The sequence below is a fragment of the Bradyrhizobium sp. USDA3516 genome (genome assembly GCF_057651995.1).
Window position 1 is genome coordinate 86,308 of record NZ_JBYGYN010000007.1, and the last position, 23,138, is coordinate 109,445.

Sequence of the window (23,138 nt, forward strand, 5' to 3'; positions counted from 1 at the left end):
AAGGCGCGCCCGATGACAGGCTCCGGCGCGGGTGAGGGCTCTCTCCTCTGGGGGATTGTCCCGTTGTGGAGACACCCTCTCCCCAGCCCTCCTGCGCAGGCGGGGGCGGGAGCGCACCGCATTCGCAGCGGCATCTCGCTGCAATGACGCGTCCCGCCCATGGTTTACCAAACCTTCAGCGCTCGTCTCTAATGATAACGGTTGCTTAGAAAAAGCTTCCGTAACCGCTCAGGACGAGCCGCGCGCGATGACCAAGGCCGGGCTATCGATCGTCGACGAGGTCGAATCCGCACTGCGGATCGGCTCGCCGGAAAGGGGCCTGGCGACGGCCCGGCGCGTCACCGAGCTGTTCCTCTCCTCCGCCGGCAATTTCGACGACGAGCAGATCGCGCTGTTCGACGACGTGCTCGAGCGCCTGATCGGCACCATCGAGCTGCGCGCCATCGCCGACGTGGCCGCGCGCGTCGCGCTGGCCGAGATCAGCGCGCAGCTGGCGCCGATCGCGCAGGCGCCGCCGTCGGTGATCCGCCGCCTCGCCAACAATGACGAGATCCGCATCGCCGGACCCGTGCTGCAGGAATCCGCACGCCTCGACGACGGCGAGCTGGTGAAGATCGCATCAGCCAAGGGCGAGCCGCATCTGCTCGCGGTCGCCGGCCGCTGGTGGCTGAAGGAAATCGTCACCGACGCGCTGCTGGCGCGCCGCTATCCCAGCGTCAGCCGGCGGCTGGCCGCCAATCCCGGCGCGCGCGTCTCCGCAAAGGGATTTGCCATCATCATCGGCCAGGCCGAAAGCGATCCGGAGCTCGCGGTCAGCGTCGGCGTCCGCGTCGACTTGCCCTCGGAGCTGCGCCGCCAATTGCTGCGCTCGGCGACGGACGCCGTGCGCACACGCCTGTTGTCGCGCGCCCCGCCGCATCTGTTCGAGGAGATCCAGAGCGCGATCGCCGCCGTCGCCATCGGCGCCGAGCGCGAAATGTCGGCGGCGCGCGATTTCGAAGGTGCCAAACGCGCTATTGCGGGCCTCAAAGCCACCGGTCAGCTCCACGAGGCGACGCTGCTCGGCTTCGCCAGACAGCGGCGCTATGAGGAGACGGCGGCGGCGCTGGCGGCATTATCAGGGTCGACGGTCGAAGTGATCCGACCGCTGATGCAGAGCCTCCGCGAGGACGGCCTGCTGGTACCGTGCAAGGCCGCACAGCTCAGCTGGGAGACCACCATGGCCGTGCTCGAATGCCGTTTCGCGACAGGCGCGATGAAGCCCGCGGACATCGCCAGGGCGCAGGAGCATTTTGCGAGAATGACGGCGGAGAACGCCAAGAGGACGCTGCGGTTCTGGCAGGTAAGGGCGCTGTAGTTTTTCCCGCTCCCCTTGTGGGAGAGGGTGGCTCGCCGCGATAGCGGCGAGCCGGGTGAGGGGTCTCTGTCCGCCAGTCCACACTCCAGTTTGAGTACGCTGAAGCAACCCCTCATCCGGCGCTTCGCGCCACCTTCTCCCACAAGGGGAGAAGGAAAAGAGCAGCTGCTTACGTCGTCAGCCGCTCGCGATTAACGCCGGCAATCAATCGTGGCACGATGCTTCCGACCTGCTCGCCCGCAATCGCCACCGGCAGATAGTGCTCCGTGCGGCCCTGCCCGTCGCTCTCGATCAGCACCTCGCGCATCGCGCCGATCTCGGCTTGCAGGCGCTGCCGCAACGCCGCTGCGCCGGCCGCACGCAGCCGTCGCGCACGCTCCTTGATCAGGCCTCCCGCCACCTGCGGCATCCGTGCGGCCGGCGTGCCGGGCCGCGGGGAATAGGGGAAGACGTGGAGGAAGGTCAGGTCGCATTGCTCGACGAGGTCGAGCGAGCGCGAGAACATCTCCTCGGTCTCGGTCGGGAAGCCCGCGATGATGTCGGCGCCGAAGACGACATCGGGACGCAGCCGGCGCACCTGCTCGCAGAACGCGATGGCGTCCCTGCGCGAATGCCGCCGCTTCATGCGCTTCAGGATCATGTCGTCGCCCGACTGCAGCGACAGGTGCAGATGCGGCATCAGCCGCGCATCCTCGGCGATGGCATCGAGCAGGTCGTCATCCGCCTCGATCGAATCGATCGAGGAGATACGCAGGCGCCTCAGCTCGGGCACATGGCGCAGGATCTGCTTCGTCAACAGGCCGAGCTTCGGCGCGCCGGGCAGGTCCGCGCCGTAGCTGGTGAGATCGACGCCGGTGAGCACGATCTCGGCATGGCCGCGCTCGACCAGGGTGCGCACCTGTTCGACCACCGCGCCCATCGGCACCGAGCGCGAATTGCCGCGGCCGAACGGGATGATGCAGAAGGTGCAGCGATGGTCGCAGCCGTTTTGCACCTGCACGAAGACGCGCGGCAGGCCGCTCGCATAGCCGCCAGCGAGATGCGGCGCCATCTCATTCACGGCCATGATGTCGCTGACGGCGATCTTCTCGCTGGCGCCAAGATCGAAAGCGTCGCGCGTCTCCTGCCACGCTTCGCCGCGCATCTTGTCGTCATTGCCGACGACGCGATCGACCTCGGCCATGTCGGCGAACATCGCAGCCTGGGTCTGCGCCGCGCAGCCGGTGACGACGATGCGCGCTTCGGGGCGCTCGCGCTTCAGCTTGCGAATCGACTGGCGCGCCTGCGCCACCGCCTCGTTGGTGACGGCGCAGCTGTTGATGACGATCGTGTCGGAAAGACCCGCGGCTTCCGCCTTGCTGCGGATCACCTCGGCCTCGAAGGCGTTGAGGCGGCAGCCGAAGGTGACGATGTCGACGGCCATCAGGCCACCGGCGCGAACAGCGCCGGATCGAAGCTGCCCTCATATTCGAAGGTCGCGGTGCCCGTCATCAGCACGTGGTCGTCGCGCTCGCGCCATTCGATGCCGAGCTTGCCGCCGGGCAAGGTGATCTCGACCTTGCGCTCGGCGCGCTTCAGCCGCGCGGCGGCGACCGCCGTGGCGCAGGCGGCCGACCCGCAGGCCTTGGTCAGGCCGGCACCGCGCTCCCAGGTCCGGATCGTGATGTGTTCGCGATCGACGATGTGGGCGAGAGTGATGTTGGCGCGCTCGGGGAAGATCGGATGGTTTTCCAGGAGCGGACCGAAGCGGCCGAGATCGTAGGCGTTGACGTTGTCGACCCAGAACACCGCGTGCGGATTGCCCATGCTCACCACCGAGGGCGAATGCAGGATCGGATTGTCGATCGGCCCGATCTGCAATTCGATGTAGCGGGTGTCGCGAAACTCTTCCGCCAGCGGAATGTCCTGCCAGCCGAATTTCGGCGCGCCCATATCGACGGTGTAGAGATCGGGAGCCGGACCCTGCCAGGCATTGAGCAGGCCGGCGGCGGTCTCGAAGGTCGCACTGGTCTGCCCGGTCTTCTCGAAGATGCGGCGCACGACGCAGCGCATGCCGTTGCCGCAGGCGCCGGCCTCCGAGCCGTCATTGTTGTAGATGCTGATGAAGGCCTCGGTGCCGTCGAGCCGGGGCTTTTGCAGCACCATGAGCTGGTCGTAAGCCACGCCGCCGTTCGGGGACGCCACGGCGCGGGCGTCGTCGGGGGTGACCTTGGCCGCCGAATCGCGCAAGTCGACGACGACGATCTCGTTGCCGATGCCGTTCATCTTGGCAAATGCGTGGTTGGCCAGCGCGCTCATGAAAATTCCCGAATTTCGCCTGCCTTATATGGCGATCCTCGGCCGCTTGGCCAGTGATTTGCCGCCACGGACCGGGACATGGGCCAACGTGCCTGCCAAGGGAACGTGCCATGACGCATCTGTCATGGGACGAATTCGGCGCTCGCGTGTTAGAACGGCGCGGATCGCGCGAACCGGGACGCGCGGCCGGGTTAAGGCCTTGGTGGGTAAGGCCTTGATGAATTGAGGCCCGACGACGCCGGGCCTCGGGGAGAATAAAATGAACACTTTTCGTCGTCTTGTGCTGGCCGCGCTGATCCCGGCTGCGGCCTTGTCGCATGGGCTATCCGGTGCGTTGGCGCAGACCGCGAGCCCGGCGCCGGCCGCATCGGCAAGTCCGTCGCCGGCCCCGTCGGCTTCGCCCGTTCCGGCTGCAAGTGCCTCGCCCGCTCCCGCGGCAACCCCCTCGCCTGCCGCGAGCGCCTCACCCGCTCCTGCAGCATCGCCAGCGCCCGCCGCCAGTGCCTCGCCTAGCCCGCCGCCGGCGGCCGCCGCGACCCCGGCCCCGGTTCAGACCGCCGATCCCTTCGGCCTCGAGACCACGCTCGAGCCGAAGAAGGTCGTGATGGTCAAGGGCACCGCCAATTGGGACTCCGCCTTCGACACGCTGATCGATGCCTTCAAGGCGTTGAACGCGCTGCTGGACAAGCAGGGCATCAAGCCATCGGGCAATTCGATGATCGTCTACACCTCGACCGACGATACCGGCTTCACCTTCCTTGCCGAGATTCCGGTCGATCAGGACCCGAAGAACCTGTCCAAGGACATGAGCATCGGCAAATCGCCGGAAGGCAAGGCGCTGAAATTCGTCCATCGCGGCTCCTACGACAACATGGACAACACCTATGAGGCGATCACCAACCACCTCGATGACAAGAGGCTGGAAGCCAAGGACACCTTCATCGAGGAGTACCTCACCGATCCCCTGAAGACGGCCGAGGACAAGCTCGTGATCAATGTTTTCGTGCCACTGAAGTGAAACTGATGAAAAAGCCTGCCCTGCTTGCCGCCGTCCTCGCCGCCACGCTGCTCGCCGCGCCCGCGCGCGCCGAGGATTTTCCTTCCGCGATCTCGGTGAGCGGCGAAGCCTCGGTGTCCGCGGCGCCCGATCTCGCGCAGATCGATGCCGGCGTCGCCAGCGACGCCAAGACGGCGAAGGAGGCTTCCGATGCCAACAACGCCGCGATGGGCAAGGTGCTGCTGGCGCTGAAGGGCGCAGGCATCGCCGAGAAGGATTACCAGACCTCGCGGCTGTCGCTGCAGCCGCAATACGGCCAGAACAAATCCACCGGCGCCTCGCCGGTGGTCGGCTTCCGCGCCAGCAACCGCGTCACCGTCAAGATCCGCGACGTGACAAAGGTCGCCGGCATCATCGACACGCTGGTCAGCGCCGGCGCCAACGACATCGGCAATATCTCGTTCGAGGTGACGCAGGCCTCGAAGCTGCTGGATGATGCGCGCGAGCAGGCGGTGGCGGATGCGCGACGAAAGGCGGAGATCTACGCCAAGGCGGCCGGTGTGACGCTGGGCGCGCCGCTCAGCGTCACCGAGGGCGGCGGCCCTGTGCCGCTGTTCAAGGGCCGCATGGCAGCACCAATGGCCGCAGCCCCGCAGGCCGCGGTCGCGCCGGGCGAGGAGACGCTGACGGTGACGGTGAATGTGAGCTGGGCGATCAAGCCGAAAGAGCAATAGGTCTCGTGTCCCGGACGCGCTGCAGCGTGAAACGCTGCTGCGCAGAGCCGGGACCCAGAATATTGCACGGTGCGACACGGCGACATGGGCCCCGGCTCTGCAGCGCACCGTCAAAGTGACGCTGCGCTGCGTCCGGGGCACGAGCGGCGTGCGCGGCGAGACCTAAATCTCCACCACCTGCCCCGGCAGCATCGCGACGAATCTTTCCTGCGGAATCTTCGCCGCATCGAGCGCTTCCACCAGCGCTTTGGCCGGCGCGTCGATCGCTTCGTCCGTCAGCTGGAACGTGAAGTGATGATGCCCGAGTGCGGCTTCCGCGCCGCAATCGGCCAACGCCTTCACCGCGTCTTCCGGATTCATGTGCTGGTCGCGCATGAACCAGCGCGGCTCGTAGGCGCCGATGGGAAGGATCGCCAGGCGCAGCTTGCCGTGCTTCTCGGCGACGCGGCGGAAATGGCGGCCATCGCCGTAGCCGGAATCGCAGACCACGTAGATCTTTCCGGCCGGCGTCTCCAGGACAAAGCTCGCCCACAGCGCCTTGTTGCGGTCGAACAGGCCGCGCGCAGTCCAATGCCTTGTCGGCACCAGATGCACCGCGACGCCTTGGCCGAGCTCGACGCGATCGTGCCAGTCGAACGCTTCCACCTTGATCGTGGAATCCCAGCTGCGCATGGTGACGTCGTTGCCGAGCGGGGTGACGACGCGCGGGGCGAAATTCTTGGTGAGCCGCGACAGCGTCGCGATATCGAGATGGTCGTAGTGGCCGTGCGAGACCAGCACGACATCGATCTTCGGCAGCTTCTCGAAGGCGATGCCGGGGTCATTGTGCCGCTTCGGCCCGGCGAAGGCGACCGGCGAGACCCGCTCCGACCAGACCGGATCGATGAGGATGTTGAGGCCGCCGGTCTGGATCAGCCAGCTGGCGTGGCCGACGAAGGAGAGCCGCACCTTGTCGCCATCGACCCGCGCCGGCGGGGTATCGGCATGGGGGCTGGGCGCCCAGTCGGGCCATTCGGCGCGCTTCCGCCTGCCGCCGAGCTGCCAACGCAGCACCTCGCGCAGCGATTTCGGCGGGGACCCGTCCGGATCGAAGAAGGTCATGCCGTCGAAATGGTCGGAGACGGGACCGTCATAGGTTTTCATGCGGGATATCCAGAGGGAGGGGACGGCGACCAGCGCACCGGCTCCGGCAAGCAATCCGAACAGGCGGCGGCGGGTGATCGGCACGGCGGGCTTCTAGGGATGGTGGAGGTGGTAAGACATCACCGCCTATATGGGCGGGGCGGGCGGAAAAGGAACCGCGACAAAAGGATCACGTTTTCAAAACCTTGCCTTACCAAGGGCGAGCCGGCGCCCTAACTTTCCTTGACTTTTGGGCGGGAGCGGCGTTTAACCCCGCCACTTTCTCGGAAAGGCTTTCTTTTCGACCCGCCGACCGGCCTTAGGGCCGGAGGTCAACGCCCGACAGCGCTGTGCGCCCTCGGGCGCAAAGGTGTTTGGATTTCTTCTTCCTCGCCCCGCTCTTGCGGGGAGAGGGTCGGGGTGAGGGGCTCTCTCCGCGCAGGGTGCGCGTCGATGGTCCCGTACCCCCTCACCCGCCGCCCAAGAGGGCGGCGACCTCTCCCCGCAGGCGGGGAGAGGTAAAAAAGGACAACGGCATTGTTCGACAATCTGTCGGAACGGCTTGGTGGCATTCTCGATCGTCTGACGGGGCGCGGTGCGCTGACCGAAAAGGACGTCGACGCCGCGATGCGCGAGGTGCGCCGCGCGCTGCTGGAGGCTGATGTCGCGCTCGAAGTCGTGCGCAGCTTCACCGAGCGCGTGCGCGAGCAGGCGATCGGCGCCACCGTCGTCAAGTCGGTCACCCCCGGCCAGATGGTGGTCAAGATCGTTCATGACGAGCTGGTCAGCACGCTCGGCAGCGAAGGCCAGACCATCGACGTCAATTCCGTGCCGCCGGTGCCGATCATGATGGTCGGCCTGCAGGGCTCCGGTAAGACCACCACCACCGCCAAGCTCGCCCGCCGCCTGGTCCAGCGCGACAAGCGCAAGGTCTTGATGGCCTCGCTCGACGTCTACCGCCCGGCGGCGATGGAGCAGCTGGCCGTGCTCGGCCGCGACCTCGACATTCCGACGCTGCCGATCGTGGCGGGCCAGCAGCCGCCGCAAATTGCGAAACGCGCGCTGGAAGCCGGCAAGCTCGGCGGCTACGACATCGTGCTGCTCGACACCGCCGGCCGCACCACGCTCGACGAAGAGATGATGGCGGAGGCGGCTGCAATCAAAGCCGCGGCCAATCCGCATGAGGTGCTGCTGGTTGCGGACTCGCTCACCGGCCAGGACGCGGTGAATCTGGCGCGCTCGTTCGATCAGCGCGTCGGCCTCACCGGCATCGTGCTCACACGCGTTGACGGCGACGGCCGCGGCGGCGCCGCGCTGTCGATGCGCGCCGTCACCGGCAAGCCGATCAAGCTGATCGGCACCGGCGAAAAGACCGACGCGCTGGAGGACTTCCACCCCGACCGTATCGCCGGCCGCATCCTCGGCATGGGCGACGTGGTCTCGCTGGTCGAGCGCGCCGCCGCCAATATCGACGCCGAGAAGGCCGCGCGCACCGCCGAGCGCATGCGCAAGGGTCAGTTCGACCTCAATGACATGCGCGAGCAACTGCTGCAGATGGCCAATATGGGCGGCATCAGCGGGCTGATGGGCATGATGCCCGGCATCTCCAAGATGAAGAACCAGATCGCGGCGGCCGGCATCGACGACAAGATTCTGAAACGCCAGGTCGCGATCATCGATTCCATGACGCGCGACGAGCGCCGTCATCCGGACCTGCTGAAAGCGAGCCGCAAGAAGCGCATCGCGGCAGGTTCCGGCCAGAGCGTCGAGCAGGTCAACAAGCTCTTGAAGATGCACCGGAACATGGCCGACATGATGAAGGCCATGGGCTCAGGCAAGCGCGGCCCGCTCGCCGGCATCGCGCAGGCGATGGGCTTTGGCGGCGGCATGAAGATGCCCTCGCCCGAAGAGATGAAGGCGATGCAGGAAAAGATGCAGAGCGGGGGCGGGCAGGGCCTGCCGAATTTGCCGAAGGATCTGCCGCCTGGGCTTCGCTCGGGCCTACCGAATTTGCCGGGGCTTACGGGCCTCAGCGGCAAGCCGACTCTTCCGGGTCTGGGCGGTTTTCCCGGCAAAAAGAAATGAGGAATTCGTCGCACGGGATCGTCAGCATCTCGTGCAACGCGGAATACCAATCAACCGAACAAAACGTACTTTGCAAACCACACTTTCAAGGAGAACTGAATGTCCGTCGTTATCCGCCTCGCCCGCGCAGGCACCAAGAAGCGTCCCGTCTATCACGTCGTCGTCGCCGATTCGCGCTTTCCGCGCGATGGCCGCTTCATCGAGCGTCTTGGCCATTTCAACCCGCTGCTGCCGAAGGACAACGAGACCCGCCTCAAGCTCGACATGGACAAGGTGAAGGCCTGGCTCGCCAAGGGCGCGCAGCCGTCCGATCGCGTCGCGCGTTTCCTCGACGCTGCCGGCGTCAAGAAGCGCGAAGCCCGCAACAACCCCGAGAAGGCCGTGCCGCGCAAGGAGCGCAAGGCGCAGGCCGAAGCCGCCGCCAAGGGCTAAGGCTAGATCATGTCGGCGCTGGTCTGCGTCGCGCGGATCGGCGCCGCGCATGGGGTGCGCGGTGCGGTCAAGCTGTGGACCTTCACCGAGGATCCCTTTGCCATCAGACGCTACGGTCCGCTGTCGTCCAAGGACGGCAGGCGCCAGTTCGAGATCGCAGCGGTGCGCGAGGCCAAAGATCATCTGGTCGCGACGTTCAAGGGTGTCGCGACCCGCGATGAGGCCGAGCGTCTCAACGGCATCGAGCTCTACGTCGCGCGCGAAAAACTGCCCGCGACGGACGAGGACGAATATTACCACACCGATCTGATCGGGCTCGCCGCCGTCACCACAGATGGCGATGCGCTCGGCCGCGTCGTCGCGATCCATAATTTCGGCGCCGGCGACATCATCGAAATCGCGCCCCTCAACGGCCCGACGATGCTGCTGCCGTTCTCGAATGCGGTGGTGCCGGAGGTCGATCTTAAGGGCGGCCGCGTCGTGATCGCGCTGCCGCAGGAGATCGAGGGCGATCGGGACGAAGATCCCTCCGCGAATCGTCCCGCCGAAGGCCGGGACCCATAACCACAGGCCGGAATTTTTCGCTAAGCTGATCGCTCCAGCCATCGCAAAACGGGCTGCGGTGGTTATGGGTCCCGGATCTGCGCGCGGTTGAGGCGCGCTTGTCCGGGACGACGAGAACCGAGATCGAATGACCAACCCCTCACCCTGGCGCGCGACGGTGCTGACGCTGTTTCCGGAGATGTTTCCGGGGCCGCTCGGCGTGAGCCTGGCGGGGCGGGCGCTCGCGTCCGGGCTCTGGCAGATCGAGGCGCGGGACATCCGGGCCTCCGCGACCGACCGCCACCGCAGCGTCGATGACACGCCGGCCGGCGGTGGCCCGGGTATGGTGCTGCGGGCGGACGTTCTGGCGGCGGCGATCGATGCCGCCGAGATCGCCCCTGATCGGCCGCGGCTGCTGATGAGTCCGAGGGGTCGGCCATTGACCCAGGCTCGCGTTACAGAGCTCGCCCAGGGTCCCGGCCCGCTCATCGTCTGCGGGCGGTTCGAGGGCATCGATCAGCGGGTGATCGACGGACGGGGCCTGGAGGAGGTCTCGATCGGCGATTACGTGCTGTCCGGGGGCGAAATCGCGGCGCTGGCTCTGATCGACGCCTGCGTCCGGCTGCTGCCGGGGGTGATGGGCAAGGAGGCCTCGGGAACCGAGGAAAGTTTCTCGGACGGCCTGCTGGAGTACCCCCAATACACCCGCCCGCAGCTGTTCGAGGGGGTTCCGATCCCTGCCGTCCTCACCTCCGGCGACCACGCCAAGGTGGCGGCGTGGCGGCGGGCCGAATCCGAGGCCCTGACGGCCGCCCGGCGCCCGGATTTGTGGGAAAAGGCCGCGAATCGGGGAAGCGGCCAAAAAACGCCAAAAACCAAGACAGACGGGTGACAAACGCTCCGGCTTGCCTTATAGGAGCGGCCAAATCCGCAATGGCTGGATAGACGAATTTTGCGCAGCCCCCCGTTTCCAGGGCTGGGCGCGCCGATGGAGATTTACCCATGAACCTGATCAAGCAGCTCGAGCAGGAGCAATTCGACAAGCTGTCCGCCGGCAAGGACATCCCGGAATTCGCCCCCGGCGACACCGTGATCGTCAACGTGAAGGTCGTCGAAGGCGACCGCACCCGCGTGCAGGCCTATGAAGGCGTCTGCATCGGCCGGTCCGGCGGTGGCCTCAACGAGAGCTTCACCGTCCGCAAGATCTCCTATGGCGAGGGCGTCGAGCGCGTGTTCCCGCTCCTCTCCCCGATGATCGACTCGATCAAGGTGGTGCGCCGCGGCAAGGTGCGTCGCGCCAAGCTCTATTATCTCCGCAACCTGCGCGGCAAGTCGGCCCGCATCGTCGAGAAGCAGGACCGCCAGGCCGCCGTCGGCGAGTAAGCTCCGCCACCAGGCAAGCTTTCGAAAGCGCGGGGCTCGGCTCCGCGCTTTTTTGTTGCGTCAGCCGTGCATGTCAAAGCTCTCGCGCTTCCAATTCGGCCTGCTATATATTCCTAGAATGTTTCCAGATCCGACCAGCTTCGCCCCCATCCAGCGCATCGTCATCGACGATCGCTCGCGGCTGCCTGGCCGGTTCTTCGGACGCTTCGCGACCTCGGCAACGTCAGAGCTTAGCTGCGCAGCCTGAAAGCTGCGCTGACGATTTTGTTGCCCGCGCGGCCTGCCGCGCTCATCGCTGACACACATTCTCCGGAGCTGACGCTCATGTCCAAGCCGACCACCCTGTACGACAAGATCTGGAACGACCATCTGGTGCACGAAGCCGAGGACGGCACCTGCCTGCTCTACATCGATCGCCACCTGGTGCACGAGGTGACCTCGCCGCAGGCGTTCGAAGGCCTGCGCGCCACGGGGCGCAAGGTCCACGCGCCCGAGAAGACGCTCGCCGTCGTCGACCACAACGTGCCGACCACCGACCGCACCAAGCCTAATCCCGACCCTGAAAGCATCGAGCAGATCAAGGCGCTGGCCGAGAACGCCAAGGAATTCGGCATCGAATATTACAACGAGTTCGACAAGCGCCAGGGCATCGTCCACGTCATCGGCCCCGAGCAGGGCTTTACCCTGCCCGGCACCACCATCGTCTGCGGAGACAGCCACACCTCGACGCATGGCGCGTTCGGCGCGCTCGCGCACGGCATCGGCACGTCCGAGGTCGAGCATGTGCTGGCGACGCAGACGCTGATCCAGAAGAAGGCGAAGAACATGCGCGTCACGGTCGACGGCAAGTTGCCTGATGGCGTGACGGGCAAGGACATCATCCTGGCCATCATCGGCGAGATCGGCACCGCCGGCGGCACCGGCTACGTGCTGGAATATGCCGGCGAGGCGATCCGCGCGCTCTCGATGGAAGGCCGCATGACGGTCTGCAACATGTCGATCGAAGGCGGCGCGCGCGCCGGCCTCGTTGCGCCCGACCAGAAGGCGTTCGACTTCCTGCGCGATCGTCCCAAGGCGCCGAAGGGCGCGGACTGGGACGCGGCGATGCGCTATTGGGAGAAACTGCGCTCCGACGAGGGCGCGCATTTCGACCACGAGCTGCGCCTCGATGCTGCAAAGCTGCCGCCGATCGTGACCTGGGGCACGAGCCCTGAGGACGTGATCTCGGTGACCGGCATCGTGCCCGACCCCGACAAGATCGCGGACGAGGCCAAGCGGATCTCCAAGCATCGCGCGCTGAAATACATGGGCCTCACCGCGGGGACCAAGATCACCGACATCAAGCTCGACCGCGTCTTCATCGGCTCCTGCACCAACGGCCGCATCGAGGACTTGCGGGCCGCGGCGAAGATTGCCGAGGGCAAGACCGTCAATGCCAACGTCAACGCCATGGTCGTGCCGGGCTCCGGCATCGTGAAGGAGCAGGCCGAGGCCGAGGGCCTCGACAAGATCTTCATCAAGGCCGGCTTCGAATGGCGCGAGCCGGGCTGCTCGATGTGCCTTGCCATGAACCCGGACAAGCTGAGGCCGGAAGAACGCTGCGCCTCGACCTCGAACCGCAATTTCGAGGGCCGCCAGGGCTTCAAGGGCCGCACCCATCTGGTGTCGCCGGCGATGGCGGCGGCGGCGGCGATCGCGGGTCATTTCGTCGACGTCAGGGACTGGCGCTGAGCCGGTTCAACTGCCCCGGACATCCACGGGACCTATGCCGCTCCAAGAACGTGGATGGCCGGGACATAGGCGAGCGGAAGCGACGCCGTCCTTCGGACGGCTATGCCCGGCCATGACGCGTCTCGACTAGCTCACATCACCAATAGTAGCGGCGCGGATAGTGCCAGCGGGGCCAGTGGCAGACGCGGCGGGGGCCGTAATAGGTCCAGATGATCCGGCAGCGGCGCGGATAATAGGACCTGGGATAATAGCCGCCGACATAATATGGCCGGTAGAAGTGGCGATGGCGGACATACGGGCGGTGATGGTGCCAGTGACGGTGATAGCCGCCATGCCCAGCGTAGCGGAAGCCGTGATGGCGATAACCGACATGCCTGTGATGGAAGGCCGGCCCGGCGCGGAAGCCGCCGCGATGGAAGCCTCCTCCACGGAAACCTCCGCCGTGAAAGCCATGTCCGCCGTGCCCGCCACGGCGAACCTGCGTGACGAGATCGTCGGTCGCGGCCTTCGCCGCGGGTGACGTCGCCGGATTGATCAAGCTCAGCGCTTCAGCGCGACGCGCGGTGCCGGCCGACAGCATCAGCGTCGCGGCGGCCGCAAGCCCGAGCAGGCGCATCGGGACAGCCCGGCGGCCAAACATCCTCAGCATGGAATCCTCCCTGAATCCGGACGGCAGAGCTGCGACGCCTCGCGCCGCGGCATTGCCGTTCAATTGCCGTCGCTCCCGGGGCCAAGTTGCGGACATCGATGTGAACGCGCCATGAATGAACGAGCGCAGCGCCGCGATGCGACGCCGTGCCTCGCGCGATCGCAAAGCCGGCGCGGCGTCTTACCAGAAGGGCCCGTAGGTGAAGACGAACGGTGCGGGGACGCCGTAGGGATAGGGACGATAGTGGACAGGCCGCACGTAGTAGCGCGGATCGCGGCGCACGGCAGGCCGTGCGATGTCGTATGTCCGCCCGTGTCGTCGCACATCGAAAACCGCGATCCTTGCCGATGCCTCCGGGATGATCGCCCTTGGCGCGGCGGATGCGCGAGGCAGTCCGGCGGCCAGCGCGACGGCAATTGCCAATGCGATCCATCTCGCCATCACACCCTCACGAGGTCGCCGCGACGTCAGCCCCGGCGCCAGTAGCAGCTCACGCGCGGCACGATCACCGTGCCGCTCGGCCGGTACTCCTGCACATAGGTGGCGTTGCAGACCCGAACCGCGTCGGGGCCGGGATTGTAGCGGGGATAGACCCCGTCCGGGCTGTAATAGGGCGTGACGCGCAGGCGCGGCCGCTTGCGCGGCGGGGGGACATCGTCCGGCGCGACCAGTTGGGCCATACGGATTTCGGAACTGGCGGCCTGCGCCTCGGCACCGGCGCAAAACTGCGAAAACAACCCCATGCACAGTAGAGTCAGCGCTGTTTTCACTCGCATTTTTCCGCCCACCCTGAACCGTCCCATCGATCGCCCCACGCTCCCCGTTTTGGCGGCGCCCGTCAACCTCGCCGCGCTTATAAAGCCAGATGCATCAGCGGGAAACCCGCGCTAAGAGGTGCTCATGTGGACGGAATTGAAAGCGCCTTCGCTCGCCGAGATGGAAGCGATGGCTCACGATGTGTTCGAGCGCCTGCCGGCGGAATTTCGTAAACTCTGCGAGGGCGTGATCGTCCGCGTCGAGGACTTCCCGACCGAGGAGGTCCTGGACGAGATGGAATGCGAGAGCGAGTTCGACCTGCTCGGCCTGTTCCAGGGCGTCGGCCTGCCGCAGCAGAGCTTCGGCGACGTGGCACGGCTGCCCAACATGGTCTGGCTCTACCGCCGCCCGATCCTGGACTATTGGGCCGAACACGACGAAAGCCTCGGCCACATCATCCGCCACGTCCTGATCCACGAGATCGGCCACCATTTTGGCCTGTCGGACGGCGATATGGAGGCGATGGAGGCAAAGGCGGAGTAACGCCACAGCGGCGGTGCGCTCCCTCCCCCGCGCGCGGGGGAGGGAGCGCATCATCCCGTGGCTTGATCTCTCAAGGCAGACGAGACCTGCCGAATTCGGCCTAGGATTCGCCCCTCGATCGCGATAAATAGCCGGTTCCCTGAACCAGAAAGCGCAACCATGGACAAGTTCACCACGCTGGAAGGCGTCGCGGCGCCGCTGAAGATCATCAATGTCGACACCGACATGATCATTCCGAAGCAGTACCTCAAGACCATCAAGCGCACCGGCCTTGGCAAGGGGCTCTTCTCCGAGCAGCGCTACAAGGATGACGGCAGCGAGAACCCGGACTTCGTGCTCAACCAACCCGCCTATCGCAATGCGAAGGTGCTGGTCGCCGGCGACAATTTCGGCTGCGGCTCCAGCCGCGAGCATGCGCCCTGGGCGCTGCTCGACTTCGGCATCCGCTGCGTGATCTCGACCTCGTTCGGCGACATCTTCTACAACAATTGCTTCAAGAACGGCATTCTGCCGATCCGCGTCAGCCAAGAGGACCTCGACAAGCTGTTCGACGACGCCGAGCGCGGTGCCAATGCGACGCTGACGATCGACCTGCCGAACCAGGAGATCCGCGGTCCCGACGGCGGCAAGGTCAAGTTCGAGATCGATCCGTTCCGCAAGCACTGCCTGATCAACGGCCTCGACGACATCGGTCTCACCATGGAGAAGAAGGCCTCGATCGACTCCTACGAGGACAAGCTCAAGCGCGAGCGCGCCTGGGCCTGATATCAGATTTCCGTTCGAGCCCCGGTGCCGCAAGCGCCGGGGCTTTTTGTTTGCCTGGCTTATCCCGTATAGCTGCACGCATGCTGCCCGAGATCGTCACCTTTTGGCATGGCCCGATGGACGCGCTGCGCCAGACCTGTCTGCGCTCGCAATTGGCTGCCGGCCACAAGGTCACGGTCTACAGCTTCGATCCCATTCCCGGATTGCCCGCAGGCGTCGCGAACGCGGAGGCCGAGGCGATCCTGCCGCACGCCTTCTCCGAGCGCCTGCGGCCGCCGCAGCCAAACGGCAGCTGGCGCGACTGGACCATTCTGCAGTTCAGCGACTTCTTCCGCATGAAGCTGATGGCAAAGGGCCTCGGCCTCTGGTTGGACGCCGACGTGCTGCTGCTGAGGCCCGTCGAGATCGATCCGGCCAAGCCCTATTTCGCCTGGGAGCGGCCGCGCCAGCTCGGCAATTCCGTGCTCTATCTGCCGCCCGCGCACGGCATCGTTGCCGCCTTCGCGGAGCTGATGGAGCAGGAGGAGCTGACGCCGGACTGGCTGTCGCTGCGCCACCGCATCACCTTCATGATGCGCCGCCTGCGCGGCGGCTCGAACCGGCTCGCGGATATTCGCGTCGCGATCTACGGGCCCGCGGCGCTCACCGCGCTGGCGCGCCGCACCGGTGAATTGCAGAACGCGTTGCCGAAGCAGTCGTTCTACGCCGTGCACGCCGAGCCAACGCTGTTCTTCGATCCGTCGAGTTATCTCGGGCTCGTCACCGACCCCGCCATCATCGGCCTGCACATCTCGCCCAAGGGACGCGGCGGCGAGAAGCCGATACCGGGCAGCCTGTATGCCTGGGCGGCGGAGCGGTTCAGATAAGCTTTCGCTCGTGTCCCGGACGCGGTGCAGCGTGTAACGCTGCTCCGCTGAGCCGGGACCCAGCAAGCGGCGCGATGGGCCCCGGCTCAGCGGCGCACCACTCCGTGCTGCGCCGCGTCCGGGGCACGAGAGCCATGTCCTGACCGCATTTCCCATTTGATCCAGCGCAACGCGCGTCTGCATCATTGTGCTTATCTCGCTTCAATTCCGCTCGTCCGAATGGAGCTTTCCATGAGCACCGCAACCAGGCCCTATCCCATCGTCCAGGATCTCATCGAGTCCTTTGCCAACTGGCTGAAGCACCGCCGCGAGATCAACGAGATGCGGCAGCTCGACCGCACCGATTTCGACCGGATCGCCAATGATCTCAGGATCGCGCCCGACGATCTGGAGGAGCTGGTCCGTCACGGCCGGCACGCCGCCGACGAGCTGCCGAAGATGCTCGAGCAGCTCGGCATCAGCACTGAGGCGCTCGGCCGCGCGCAGCCCCTGCTGCTGCGCGACATGGAGCGGACCTGCGCGCTCTGCATTAGCAAGGGACGGTGCGACCGCGATCTCGCCGACGGCACCGCCGCGGAGAACTACCACGGCTATTGCGCCAACGCCTCGACGCTGGAGACGCTCGAGCGTACCGACCTCGCGCCGCGGTGAGGCACCTGCGTTACTCGATCCACTTCGGCGCGTAAGCCATCCCCTGGCTTTGCGCCGTATCGTGATTGATCCAGATTTCGGCGTTCTCGGCGCGTAGCAGCCCGACCACCTTGGCCATCGACGCAACCGTCGCCTGCGGGTCGGCATTGAACGAGGGCACGCGCATGTGCCGGAGGTTGTCCCGGTTGTGCGCGACGTCGCCGCTCAGCAGCACGGCGCCGCGCCGCGGCAGCCTTGCCATCAGCGAGCAATGCCCCAGCGTATGGCCCGGCGTGAAAATCATGCGCACTGCGCCGTCGCCAAATATGTCGTGATCACCATCGACGATCTCGTAAGGCCGTTCCTTCAACATCCTGTAGTGCTGAAGCGAGTAGCCGAACTCGTCAGGTTCCGGCCCGAACATGGCTCCGAACTCGGCGGCTTGAGCGATCCATCTTGCGTTTTCGAACAGGTGGACATTGCCGACGTGATCGAAATGCGCGTGAGAGAGGAGGATCGTGCCGATATCGCGGGGCCGCACCCCGATTTCATCCAATTGATCCGCGAGAGGGCGGCGCACGATGCCGCGGATGCCGTGTGCGATGATCCGCCCTTCCGGATACTGCACCAGCTCATCCGCTATTCCCGTATCCCAGATCAGCCACTCACCGCGGTGACGGATGAGATAGGCATTGCAGCTCAGCGTCATGGGAATGCCGACATTGATGCCGGGAGAATAGATCGAACCGTCTTCGACCTCGGCAATGCCTCCGTCGAGGATGTAGATCCTGTCGATTGTCGCCATTTCAGAACTCTTCAGGCCGCCGATTCGACGCGCCGCTTCGCCTCGCGCATGTCGCGCCCGGGCGGCATGCCGAACAACCGGCAATATTCCCGCGTGAACTGCGTGACGCTTTCGTAACCGACCCGATGCGAGGCGACTGCGATGCTCGCGCCATCGGCCAGCATGGTGCGGCGCGCCTCGATCAGACGAAGCTGCTTCTGGAACTGAAGCGGGGTCAGCGACGTGATGCTGCGGAAATGCAGGTGAAAGGCCGACTGGCTCATGCCCGCGGCCTTGGCGAGCCGGTCGACACGCAAAGGCCTGGCATAATCGGTGCGAATGACCGCAACCGCACGGCCGATCCGCTGCGCATGGCTGTCGGCGATACCGAGCGCCCTGATGGCGCCACCGTGCCGACCGGCCAGCAGCCAATAGTGCAGCTCCCGCAGCACCTGGCTCTGGAGGATCGAGGCGGACGAGGGCCGGTCGATCAGGCGCAACAACCGCAGCGCCGCGTCGCGCACATCCGGCTCCGTCGGCTCGACCCGCAGCGGTTGGGACGGAACATAAGGCGCCGCCCCCATCTCGACGACCAGCCCCTCGATGACGATGGGATCGAGCTCGACGACGAGCGACAGATAGGGCACCGCGGCTGTGGCGCGCGTGATCTGGCTGACCGTCGGCACGTCGCTCGAGATCACCAGCGAATCGCCCGCACCGAGGTCGAACGACGTCGCACCGACCGCAACACGCTTGGCGCCTTGCAGCACCAGGGCGACCAGGGGCTTGCAGATCGCAAATTGGAGCGCGCTCGGCGCGGTCTCACGGATGATCGAGATGCCGGCGAACGGCGTGGACGCAACGCCTTTGTCGTCGGCGCGAGCTGCGGCGTAATTGCTGGCGATCTGGAGCAGTGTTTCGGTCACGGGCCCAATCTAGGCCGAGCCAGGCACGCGGGCAATTGCCGAGGGGCGATCGGGCAAGAAGTCGAGAGCTCCAGGCAAGTCTGAGGTGGGTCGCACCTGTCGCCGGCCGCAGTCCTGGAGGATTAGGCAAGACGATCACAGGATCCGGCAACATCGGATGCGCGATCACAGGCAGAAAGGCCCCACTGAAACTTCATGAGGAAGCCGCAAATGCCCACCATTTCGCTCGTCACCGGCGCCAGCCGGGGCCTTGGCCGCAATACCGCAATCGCCATCGCGCGTCACGGCGGCGACGTCATCGTGACCTATCGCAGCGGCGCCGCCGCCGCCCGCGAGGTCGTCACCGAGATCGAGGCGCTCGGCCGAAAAGCGGTCGCGCTCCAGCTCGACGTCACCGCCGTATCGAGCTTTCCGGCGTTCGCCGCAAAAGTCCGGTCGGTGCTGGCGGAGCACTGGCACACCGAGAGGTTCGATCATCTCGTCAACAATGCCGGCCAGGGCGAAATGGCCGCCATTGCCGAGACGACCGAGCAGCAGTTCGACGCGCTGTTCGACACCCATGTCAAGGGGCCGTTCTTCCTGACCCAGGCCTTGCTGCCGCTGCTCGGCGACAATGGCCGGATCGTCAACTTCTCGAGCGGGCTGACGCGCGTGTCTTTCCCCGGCTTCTCGGCCTATTCCGCCGCCAAGGGCGCCGTCGAGGTCCTGACCGTCTACATGGCAAGAGAATTCGGCGCGCGCGGCATCACCGCCAACGTCGTCGCGCCGGGCGCGATCGAGACCGACTTCCTCGGCGGCGCCGTCCGCGACATGCCGGATTTGAACAAGCAGTTCGCGCAAATGACCGCGCTTGGCCGCGTCGGTGTGCCCGACGACATCGGACCGATGGTCGCAAGCCTGCTCGGTCCGGACAATCGCTGGGTCACGGGGCAGCGGATCGAGGTGTCCGGCGGCCAGACGATCTGAGTGCTGCGGGTGAAGGCTCTCGCCACGCAGGGAAATCTTCCGCAATCCCGACGCGGAAGAAGCCCTCTCCCCAACCCTCCCCCGCAAGCCGGGGAGGGAGCCCAGTGCCGATGCCGCCGCACCGTGTGCACCATATGCGATGGCCCTGCCCTCAGCCCTTCCCCATCGCCGCGATCGCGTCGGCAATCGCGATCGTGCGCCGGGCCATGTCGGCGTGCAGGCGTTCCACCATCGCACCATCCAGGCGGATCGCGCCGCGCGCGGCGTTCTCCGGCAGTTCGAACGCCGCGATGATCTTTCGCGCGCGGGCCACTTCCTCCTCCGGCGGGGTGAAGATGGCGTTGCAGGCCTCGATCTGGGAAGGGTGGATCAGGGTCTTGCCGTCGAAGCCGAGGTCGCGGCCTTGCGCGCATTCGGTGGCGAAACCATCGGAATTGGCGATGTCGCTGTAGGGGCCGTCGAGGATCTCGAGGCCGTGGGCGCGGCTCGCCAGGATGCAATGGGTGATCATCGGGATCATCGCGGCGCGGCCCGGCAGCATCCGGATCCGCGTCTCACGCGAGATGTCGTTGGGGCCGAACACGAAACCGGTGAGGCGCGTCTTCGGATCGCGGGCGGCGGTCGCCAGCTCCTCGGCGTGCAGCACCGAGCGCGCCGTCTCGATCATGGCCCAGACTTTCACGGTCGGCCCGGCACCGAGCTCGGCGAGGTGATGGCCGATGGTCTGGAGATCCTCGACGCTCGAGACTTTTGGAACCAGGATGCCGTCCGGCGAGGCCTTGGCGGCCATGGCGACGTCGTCCGGCCACCACGGCGTGTCGAGGCCGTTGGTCCGGATCAGGATCTCGCGCCGGCCAAAGCCCTTGGCGGCGATCGCCGCCGCAATGCCGTCCCGCGCCGCCGCCTTGGCCTCCGGGGCGACGGAATCCTCGAGGTCGAGAATCAGGCCGTCAGCGGCCAGATTGCGCGCCTTTTCCAGCGCGCGCGGGTTGGAGCCAGGCATGAACAGATGGCTGCGGCGCGGGCGGGTCATGCGGGCGTTCCTTCCTGGTCTGTCGTCCCCCCAGCCGATAGCATTTGGCCTGCCCATTCGAAAGGCTTGTCGGCCTTGGCGGTATGTGATTAGGCATGGGCCATGACGACATTCCCGACGCATTTGCTGGAAGGCTACAAGGCCTTCGCCACCCAGCGGCTGCCGACCGAGCAGAACCGCTACCGCGAGCTGTCGGTGAAAGGGCAGTCGCCCGAGACCATGGTGATCGGCTGCTGCGACTCCCGGGTCTCGCCCGAGGTGATCTTCGACGCGGGGCCGGGCGAGCTCTTCGTCGTCCGCAACATTGCCAATCTGGTGCCGACTTATCAGCCTGACGAAGGCGCTCACGGCGTCTCGGCCGCGCTCGAATTTGCGGTGACGGTGCTGAAGGTGAAGCACATCGTGGTGCTCGGCCACGCCCAATGCGGCGGCATCCGCGCCTTCATCGACAAGATCGAGCCGCTCACGCCCGGTGACTTCATCGGCCGCTGGATGCAGATGTTCATCAAGCCGGGCGAAGTGGTCGAACAGCGCGATCACGAGACCATGGCGCAATTCGTCGAGCGCATCGAGAAGGCCGCCGTGTTCCGCAGCCTGGAAAACCTGATGACCTTCCCGTTCGTGCGCAAGGCCGTGGAGAGCGGCCAGATGGAGACCCACGGCGCCTATTTCGGCGTGGCGGAGGGATCGCTGTTCGTGCTGGACAAGGCGGCCAAGGAATTCAGGAACGCACGCGAGGGATAATCCTGCTCGCCGGGCGAAACAGGACATGTCGGGGCCTGCAAATCGTGCGTGACGAATGGCGGACAGGCGCCTGGTTCGCTAGACTGATCTCCAATCGCCACTCGCCATTTGCTCCATCATGCTGATCCTTGCCATCGATACTGCGCTCGAAGCCTGCGCGGCCGCCGTTCTCGATACCGACGCCGGCGCGCTCCTCGCACGGGAATCGCAGCTGATGAAGCGCGGCCATGCCGAGGCGCTGATGCCGATGATCGCGCGCGTGATGCAATCCGCCGGCCTCGCCTTCACTTCGCTCGACCGCATCGCCGTCACCGTCGGGCCCGGCAGCTTCACCGGCCTGCGCGTCGGCATCTCGGCGGCGCGTGGCCTTGCGCTGGCGGCGAAACGGCCGGCGGTCGGGCTGACGACGCTGTCGGCCTATGCCGCCGGTGTCGTCGGCCAGAGCGGAACGGCGCCGGTGATCTCTGCGATCGATGCCCGGCACGACCACGTCTATTTCCAGATCGTCGCCGGCGACGGCAGCCAGCTGGTGCGGCCGGCTGTCGCCTCCATCGACGCGGCGATCGCGGCCTCGCAATTCGGCGCGCCGCATCTGGTCGGCAATGCCGCCGGGATCCTCGCGGATCGCTGGCCGAAGGACGGACCGCAACCGGTCGCGGTCGACGCGCAGCCCGCGCCCGACATCGGCTGGGTCGCCTGGCTCGGCGCGGCGGCCAATCCCGACACCAATCCGGCGCGGCCGTTCTATCTGAAAGCGCCCGACGCCAAGCCGGCGGCACCGACGCCGCTCGCCGCACGAGCCGCGACATCATGATGGGATGGCTGTGGGAGTGGTGGGGCGGCGGCACCGCCGCCGTCGAGCCCGCGACCATGCGCGATGCCGCGCGCCTCGCGCAGCTGCACGGCGCCTCGTTCGCGCACGGCTGGGGCGAAGGCGAGTTCGAGAGCATGATGAGCGAGCGCAACACGCTGGTGCATCGCTTGCGGCTCGGCCGGAAAACGATCGGCTTTGCGGTGTCGCGGATCGGCGCGGACGAAGCGGAAATCCTCTCGATCGCGGTGGACGGAGCTTATCGCGGCCGCGGCCTCTCCCGTACGCTGCTGATGACCCATCTCGGCCACCTCGCCGGGCGCGGTGTGCGCACGATATTTCTGGAAGTGGAGGAAAACAACCAGCCGGCGCGGCGGCTTTACGATCGAGCCGGATTCGTGGTGGTCGGGCGCCGCGATCGCTACTATAAGCAGCCCGACGGGGAACAATTGAACGCCCTTCTGATGCGACGCGACTTGTCGTAACATCGGTGGCAGAAAGCGCCCGCCAGGCAGACAACGCTATGACCACACTGAAACATTCTTCTGCATCCAAGGCGTCCGATATCGAGGCGCGCTGCGCCGCCACGGGCATGCGCATGACCGAGCAGCGCCGCGTCATCGCCCGCGTGCTGGCGGAGGCGGCCGATCACCCCGATGTCGAGGAACTGTACCGGCGCTGCGTCGCGGTCGACGACAAGATCTCGATCTCGACGGTCTACCGCACCGTGAAGCTGTTCGAGGACGCCGGCATCATCGAGCGCCATGATTTCCGCGAAGGGCGCGCGCGCTACGAGCAGATGCGCGACAGCCATCACGACCACCTGATCAATCTGCGCGACGGCAAGGTGATCGAGTTCACCTCGGAGGAGATCGAGAAGCTGCAGGCGGAGATCGCCCGCAAGCTCGGCTATCGCCTGGTCGATCACCGGCTCGAGCTCTATTGCGTCCCGCTCGACGACGACAAGCCAACGAATTGATTTA

The 23,138-nt window shown here is 66.1% G+C and carries 27 protein-coding genes; 18 read left to right on the plus strand and 9 right to left on the minus strand.

The genetic code is table 11. The annotated features are described in order from the left end of the window. Nucleotides 1-247: 247 nt before the first annotated feature. Complete coding sequence (locus tag AC24YW_RS22150; protein ID WP_487484697.1) at nt 248-1,357, plus strand: DUF2336 domain-containing protein; 1,110 nt, start codon at nt 248-250, stop codon at nt 1,355-1,357. A 169-nt stretch (nt 1,358-1,526) separates the two neighbouring features. Here AC24YW_RS22150 and mtaB read toward each other — a convergent pair whose 3' ends face one another. Then, a complete protein-coding gene (gene mtaB / locus AC24YW_RS22155; RefSeq protein WP_487484698.1) occupies nt 1,527-2,780 on the minus strand; it encodes a tRNA (N(6)-L-threonylcarbamoyladenosine(37)-C(2))-methylthiotransferase MtaB in 1,254 nt (417 codons plus the stop codon). After that, entirely contained in the window at nt 2,780-3,655 is an 876-nt protein-coding gene (gene dapF, locus AC24YW_RS22160) for a diaminopimelate epimerase (RefSeq protein ID WP_487484699.1), read from the minus strand. The genes mtaB and dapF overlap by 1 nt, the downstream gene beginning before the upstream one ends. Nucleotides 3,656-3,914: 259 nt before the next feature. On the opposite strand from dapF, the gene AC24YW_RS22165 reads away from it, so the two are divergent. Beyond that, on the plus strand, nt 3,915-4,673 hold the full coding sequence (locus tag AC24YW_RS22165) for a GyrI-like domain-containing protein (protein ID WP_487484700.1): 759 nt from the start codon (nt 3,915-3,917) through the stop codon (nt 4,671-4,673). A gap of 5 nt (nt 4,674-4,678) precedes the next feature. Continuing rightward, nucleotides 4,679-5,386 carry an SIMPL domain-containing protein gene (locus AC24YW_RS22170; protein WP_487484701.1) on the plus strand — a complete coding sequence of 236 codons (708 nt, stop codon included), beginning with the start codon at nt 4,679-4,681 and terminating at the stop codon, nt 5,384-5,386. Between the two features lie 162 nt (nt 5,387-5,548). On the opposite strand, the gene AC24YW_RS22175 is transcribed toward AC24YW_RS22170, so the two are convergent. Beyond that, nucleotides 5,549-6,613, minus strand: a complete 1,065-nt coding sequence (locus AC24YW_RS22175) for an MBL fold metallo-hydrolase (protein WP_487484702.1) — start codon at nt 6,611-6,613, stop codon at nt 5,549-5,551. Nucleotides 6,614-7,045: 432 nt separating this feature from the next. Between AC24YW_RS22175 and ffh the strand changes: the two genes are divergently transcribed. The 6 genes from ffh to leuC all read left to right on the plus strand — a co-directional run bounded on the left by ffh (nt 7,046) and on the right by leuC (nt 12,682). Continuing rightward, a complete protein-coding gene (gene ffh / locus AC24YW_RS22180; protein WP_487484703.1) occupies nt 7,046-8,593 on the plus strand; it encodes a signal recognition particle protein in 1,548 nt (515 codons plus the stop codon). 99 nt (nt 8,594-8,692) lie between these two features. Further along, the gene (gene rpsP / locus AC24YW_RS22185; RefSeq protein WP_212082134.1) at nt 8,693-9,025 is read left to right on the plus strand and encodes a 30S ribosomal protein S16; all 333 of its coding nucleotides are present in this window, start codon (nt 8,693-8,695) and stop codon (nt 9,023-9,025) included. A gap of 6 nt (nt 9,026-9,031) precedes the next feature. Continuing rightward, on the plus strand, nt 9,032-9,589 hold the full coding sequence (rimM, locus tag AC24YW_RS22190; protein ID WP_487484969.1) for a ribosome maturation factor RimM: 558 nt from the start codon (nt 9,032-9,034) through the stop codon (nt 9,587-9,589). 127 nt (nt 9,590-9,716) lie between these two features. After that, nucleotides 9,717-10,460 carry a tRNA (guanosine(37)-N1)-methyltransferase TrmD gene (trmD, locus tag AC24YW_RS22195; RefSeq protein WP_487484704.1) on the plus strand — a complete coding sequence of 248 codons (744 nt, stop codon included), beginning with the start codon at nt 9,717-9,719 and terminating at the stop codon, nt 10,458-10,460. Nucleotides 10,461-10,570: 110 nt separating this feature from the next. Beyond that, the gene (rplS, locus tag AC24YW_RS22200) at nt 10,571-10,951 is read left to right on the plus strand and encodes a 50S ribosomal protein L19 (protein WP_130221017.1); all 381 of its coding nucleotides are present in this window, start codon (nt 10,571-10,573) and stop codon (nt 10,949-10,951) included. A 324-nt stretch (nt 10,952-11,275) separates the two neighbouring features. After that, nucleotides 11,276-12,682 (plus strand): 3-isopropylmalate dehydratase large subunit, encoded by a 1,407-nt coding sequence (gene leuC, locus AC24YW_RS22205; RefSeq protein ID WP_487484705.1) that lies wholly within the window; start codon nt 11,276-11,278, stop codon nt 12,680-12,682. A gap of 136 nt (nt 12,683-12,818) precedes the next feature. Here the strand turns inward: leuC and AC24YW_RS22210 are convergent, their stop codons facing one another. The 3 genes from AC24YW_RS22210 to AC24YW_RS22220 all read right to left on the minus strand — a co-directional run bounded on the left by AC24YW_RS22210 (nt 12,819) and on the right by AC24YW_RS22220 (nt 14,074). Beyond that, nucleotides 12,819-13,331, minus strand: coding sequence for a hypothetical protein (locus tag AC24YW_RS22210; protein WP_487484706.1), 513 nt, complete (start codon nt 13,329-13,331; stop codon nt 12,819-12,821). 180 nt (nt 13,332-13,511) lie between these two features. Next, entirely contained in the window at nt 13,512-13,772 is a 261-nt protein-coding gene (locus AC24YW_RS22215) for a hypothetical protein (RefSeq protein ID WP_487484707.1), read from the minus strand. A gap of 26 nt (nt 13,773-13,798) precedes the next feature. Further along, nucleotides 13,799-14,074 (minus strand): hypothetical protein, encoded by a 276-nt coding sequence (locus AC24YW_RS22220; RefSeq protein ID WP_487484970.1) that lies wholly within the window; start codon nt 14,072-14,074, stop codon nt 13,799-13,801. Nucleotides 14,075-14,231: 157 nt separating this feature from the next. Between AC24YW_RS22220 and AC24YW_RS22225 the strand changes: the two genes are divergently transcribed. The 4 genes from AC24YW_RS22225 to AC24YW_RS22240 all read left to right on the plus strand — a co-directional run bounded on the left by AC24YW_RS22225 (nt 14,232) and on the right by AC24YW_RS22240 (nt 16,912). Further along, nucleotides 14,232-14,630, plus strand: a complete 399-nt coding sequence (locus tag AC24YW_RS22225; protein WP_487484708.1) for a metallopeptidase family protein — start codon at nt 14,232-14,234, stop codon at nt 14,628-14,630. A gap of 159 nt (nt 14,631-14,789) precedes the next feature. Continuing rightward, complete coding sequence (gene leuD / locus AC24YW_RS22230; RefSeq protein ID WP_027573022.1) at nt 14,790-15,395, plus strand: 3-isopropylmalate dehydratase small subunit; 606 nt, start codon at nt 14,790-14,792, stop codon at nt 15,393-15,395. Nucleotides 15,396-15,475: 80 nt separating this feature from the next. Continuing rightward, a complete protein-coding gene (locus AC24YW_RS22235; RefSeq protein ID WP_487484709.1) occupies nt 15,476-16,261 on the plus strand; it encodes a glycosyltransferase family 32 protein in 786 nt (261 codons plus the stop codon). 231 nt (nt 16,262-16,492) lie between these two features. Continuing rightward, the gene (locus tag AC24YW_RS22240; RefSeq protein WP_487484710.1) at nt 16,493-16,912 is read left to right on the plus strand and encodes a hypothetical protein; all 420 of its coding nucleotides are present in this window, start codon (nt 16,493-16,495) and stop codon (nt 16,910-16,912) included. Nucleotides 16,913-16,922: 10 nt separating this feature from the next. Here AC24YW_RS22240 and AC24YW_RS22245 read toward each other — a convergent pair whose 3' ends face one another. Beyond that, nucleotides 16,923-17,696 carry an N-acyl homoserine lactonase family protein gene (locus tag AC24YW_RS22245; RefSeq protein WP_487484711.1) on the minus strand — a complete coding sequence of 258 codons (774 nt, stop codon included), beginning with the start codon at nt 17,694-17,696 and terminating at the stop codon, nt 16,923-16,925. 11 nt (nt 17,697-17,707) lie between these two features. Then, nucleotides 17,708-18,601, minus strand: coding sequence for an AraC family transcriptional regulator (locus AC24YW_RS22250; protein WP_487484712.1), 894 nt, complete (start codon nt 18,599-18,601; stop codon nt 17,708-17,710). Between the two features lie 210 nt (nt 18,602-18,811). Between AC24YW_RS22250 and AC24YW_RS22255 the strand changes: the two genes are divergently transcribed. Beyond that, a complete protein-coding gene (locus tag AC24YW_RS22255; protein WP_487484713.1) occupies nt 18,812-19,567 on the plus strand; it encodes an SDR family NAD(P)-dependent oxidoreductase in 756 nt (251 codons plus the stop codon). Between the two features lie 151 nt (nt 19,568-19,718). Here the strand turns inward: AC24YW_RS22255 and AC24YW_RS22260 are convergent, their stop codons facing one another. Beyond that, on the minus strand, nt 19,719-20,600 hold the full coding sequence (locus AC24YW_RS22260) for an HpcH/HpaI aldolase/citrate lyase family protein (protein ID WP_487484714.1): 882 nt from the start codon (nt 20,598-20,600) through the stop codon (nt 19,719-19,721). A 102-nt stretch (nt 20,601-20,702) separates the two neighbouring features. On the opposite strand from AC24YW_RS22260, the gene AC24YW_RS22265 reads away from it, so the two are divergent. The 4 genes from AC24YW_RS22265 (at nt 20,703) to AC24YW_RS22280 (ending at nt 23,134) form a co-directional block, all read left to right on the plus strand. After that, a complete protein-coding gene (locus AC24YW_RS22265; RefSeq protein WP_487484715.1) occupies nt 20,703-21,344 on the plus strand; it encodes a carbonic anhydrase in 642 nt (213 codons plus the stop codon). A 118-nt stretch (nt 21,345-21,462) separates the two neighbouring features. After that, on the plus strand, nt 21,463-22,158 hold the full coding sequence (gene tsaB, locus AC24YW_RS22270; RefSeq protein WP_487484716.1) for a tRNA (adenosine(37)-N6)-threonylcarbamoyltransferase complex dimerization subunit type 1 TsaB: 696 nt from the start codon (nt 21,463-21,465) through the stop codon (nt 22,156-22,158). Beyond that, on the plus strand, nt 22,155-22,640 hold the full coding sequence (gene rimI / locus AC24YW_RS22275; protein ID WP_487484717.1) for a ribosomal protein S18-alanine N-acetyltransferase: 486 nt from the start codon (nt 22,155-22,157) through the stop codon (nt 22,638-22,640). The genes tsaB and rimI overlap by 4 nt, the downstream gene beginning before the upstream one ends. Before the next feature lie 38 nt (nt 22,641-22,678). Further along, a complete protein-coding gene (locus AC24YW_RS22280; RefSeq protein ID WP_487484718.1) occupies nt 22,679-23,134 on the plus strand; it encodes a Fur family transcriptional regulator in 456 nt (151 codons plus the stop codon). The last annotated feature ends 4 nt before the right edge of the window (nt 23,135-23,138 follow it).

Coding starts and splice junctions, on each gene's coding strand:
- rpsP (WP_212082134.1), top strand. CDS start 8,693: ATGTCCGTCGTTATCCGCCTCGCCCGCGCAGGCACCAAGAAGCGTCCC.
- AC24YW_RS22235 (WP_487484709.1), top strand. CDS start 15,476: ATGCTGCCCGAGATCGTCACCTTTTGGCATGGCCCGATGGACGCGCTG.
- AC24YW_RS22165 (WP_487484700.1), top strand. CDS start 3,915: ATGAACACTTTTCGTCGTCTTGTGCTGGCCGCGCTGATCCCGGCTGCG.
- rplS (WP_130221017.1), top strand. CDS start 10,571: ATGAACCTGATCAAGCAGCTCGAGCAGGAGCAATTCGACAAGCTGTCC.
- mtaB (WP_487484698.1), bottom strand. CDS start 2,780: ATGGCCGTCGACATCGTCACCTTCGGCTGCCGCCTCAACGCCTTCGAG.
- AC24YW_RS22215 (WP_487484707.1), bottom strand. CDS start 13,772: ATGGCGAGATGGATCGCATTGGCAATTGCCGTCGCGCTGGCCGCCGGA.
- leuD (WP_027573022.1), top strand. CDS start 14,790: ATGGACAAGTTCACCACGCTGGAAGGCGTCGCGGCGCCGCTGAAGATC.
- AC24YW_RS22240 (WP_487484710.1), top strand. CDS start 16,493: ATGAGCACCGCAACCAGGCCCTATCCCATCGTCCAGGATCTCATCGAG.
- AC24YW_RS22245 (WP_487484711.1), bottom strand. CDS start 17,696: ATGGCGACAATCGACAGGATCTACATCCTCGACGGAGGCATTGCCGAG.
- AC24YW_RS22170 (WP_487484701.1), top strand. CDS start 4,679: ATGAAAAAGCCTGCCCTGCTTGCCGCCGTCCTCGCCGCCACGCTGCTC.
- tsaB (WP_487484716.1), top strand. CDS start 21,463: ATGCTGATCCTTGCCATCGATACTGCGCTCGAAGCCTGCGCGGCCGCC.
- AC24YW_RS22150 (WP_487484697.1), top strand. CDS start 248: ATGACCAAGGCCGGGCTATCGATCGTCGACGAGGTCGAATCCGCACTG.
- AC24YW_RS22225 (WP_487484708.1), top strand. CDS start 14,232: ATGTGGACGGAATTGAAAGCGCCTTCGCTCGCCGAGATGGAAGCGATG.
- leuC (WP_487484705.1), top strand. CDS start 11,276: ATGTCCAAGCCGACCACCCTGTACGACAAGATCTGGAACGACCATCTG.
- dapF (WP_487484699.1), bottom strand. CDS start 3,655: ATGAGCGCGCTGGCCAACCACGCATTTGCCAAGATGAACGGCATCGGC.
- rimI (WP_487484717.1), top strand. CDS start 22,155: ATGATGGGATGGCTGTGGGAGTGGTGGGGCGGCGGCACCGCCGCCGTC.
- AC24YW_RS22210 (WP_487484706.1), bottom strand. CDS start 13,331: ATGCTGAGGATGTTTGGCCGCCGGGCTGTCCCGATGCGCCTGCTCGGG.
- AC24YW_RS22260 (WP_487484714.1), bottom strand. CDS start 20,600: ATGACCCGCCCGCGCCGCAGCCATCTGTTCATGCCTGGCTCCAACCCG.
- trmD (WP_487484704.1), top strand. CDS start 9,717: ATGACCAACCCCTCACCCTGGCGCGCGACGGTGCTGACGCTGTTTCCG.
- AC24YW_RS22280 (WP_487484718.1), top strand. CDS start 22,679: ATGACCACACTGAAACATTCTTCTGCATCCAAGGCGTCCGATATCGAG.
- AC24YW_RS22220 (WP_487484970.1), bottom strand. CDS start 14,074: ATGGGGTTGTTTTCGCAGTTTTGCGCCGGTGCCGAGGCGCAGGCCGCC.
- AC24YW_RS22265 (WP_487484715.1), top strand. CDS start 20,703: ATGACGACATTCCCGACGCATTTGCTGGAAGGCTACAAGGCCTTCGCC.
- AC24YW_RS22255 (WP_487484713.1), top strand. CDS start 18,812: ATGCCCACCATTTCGCTCGTCACCGGCGCCAGCCGGGGCCTTGGCCGC.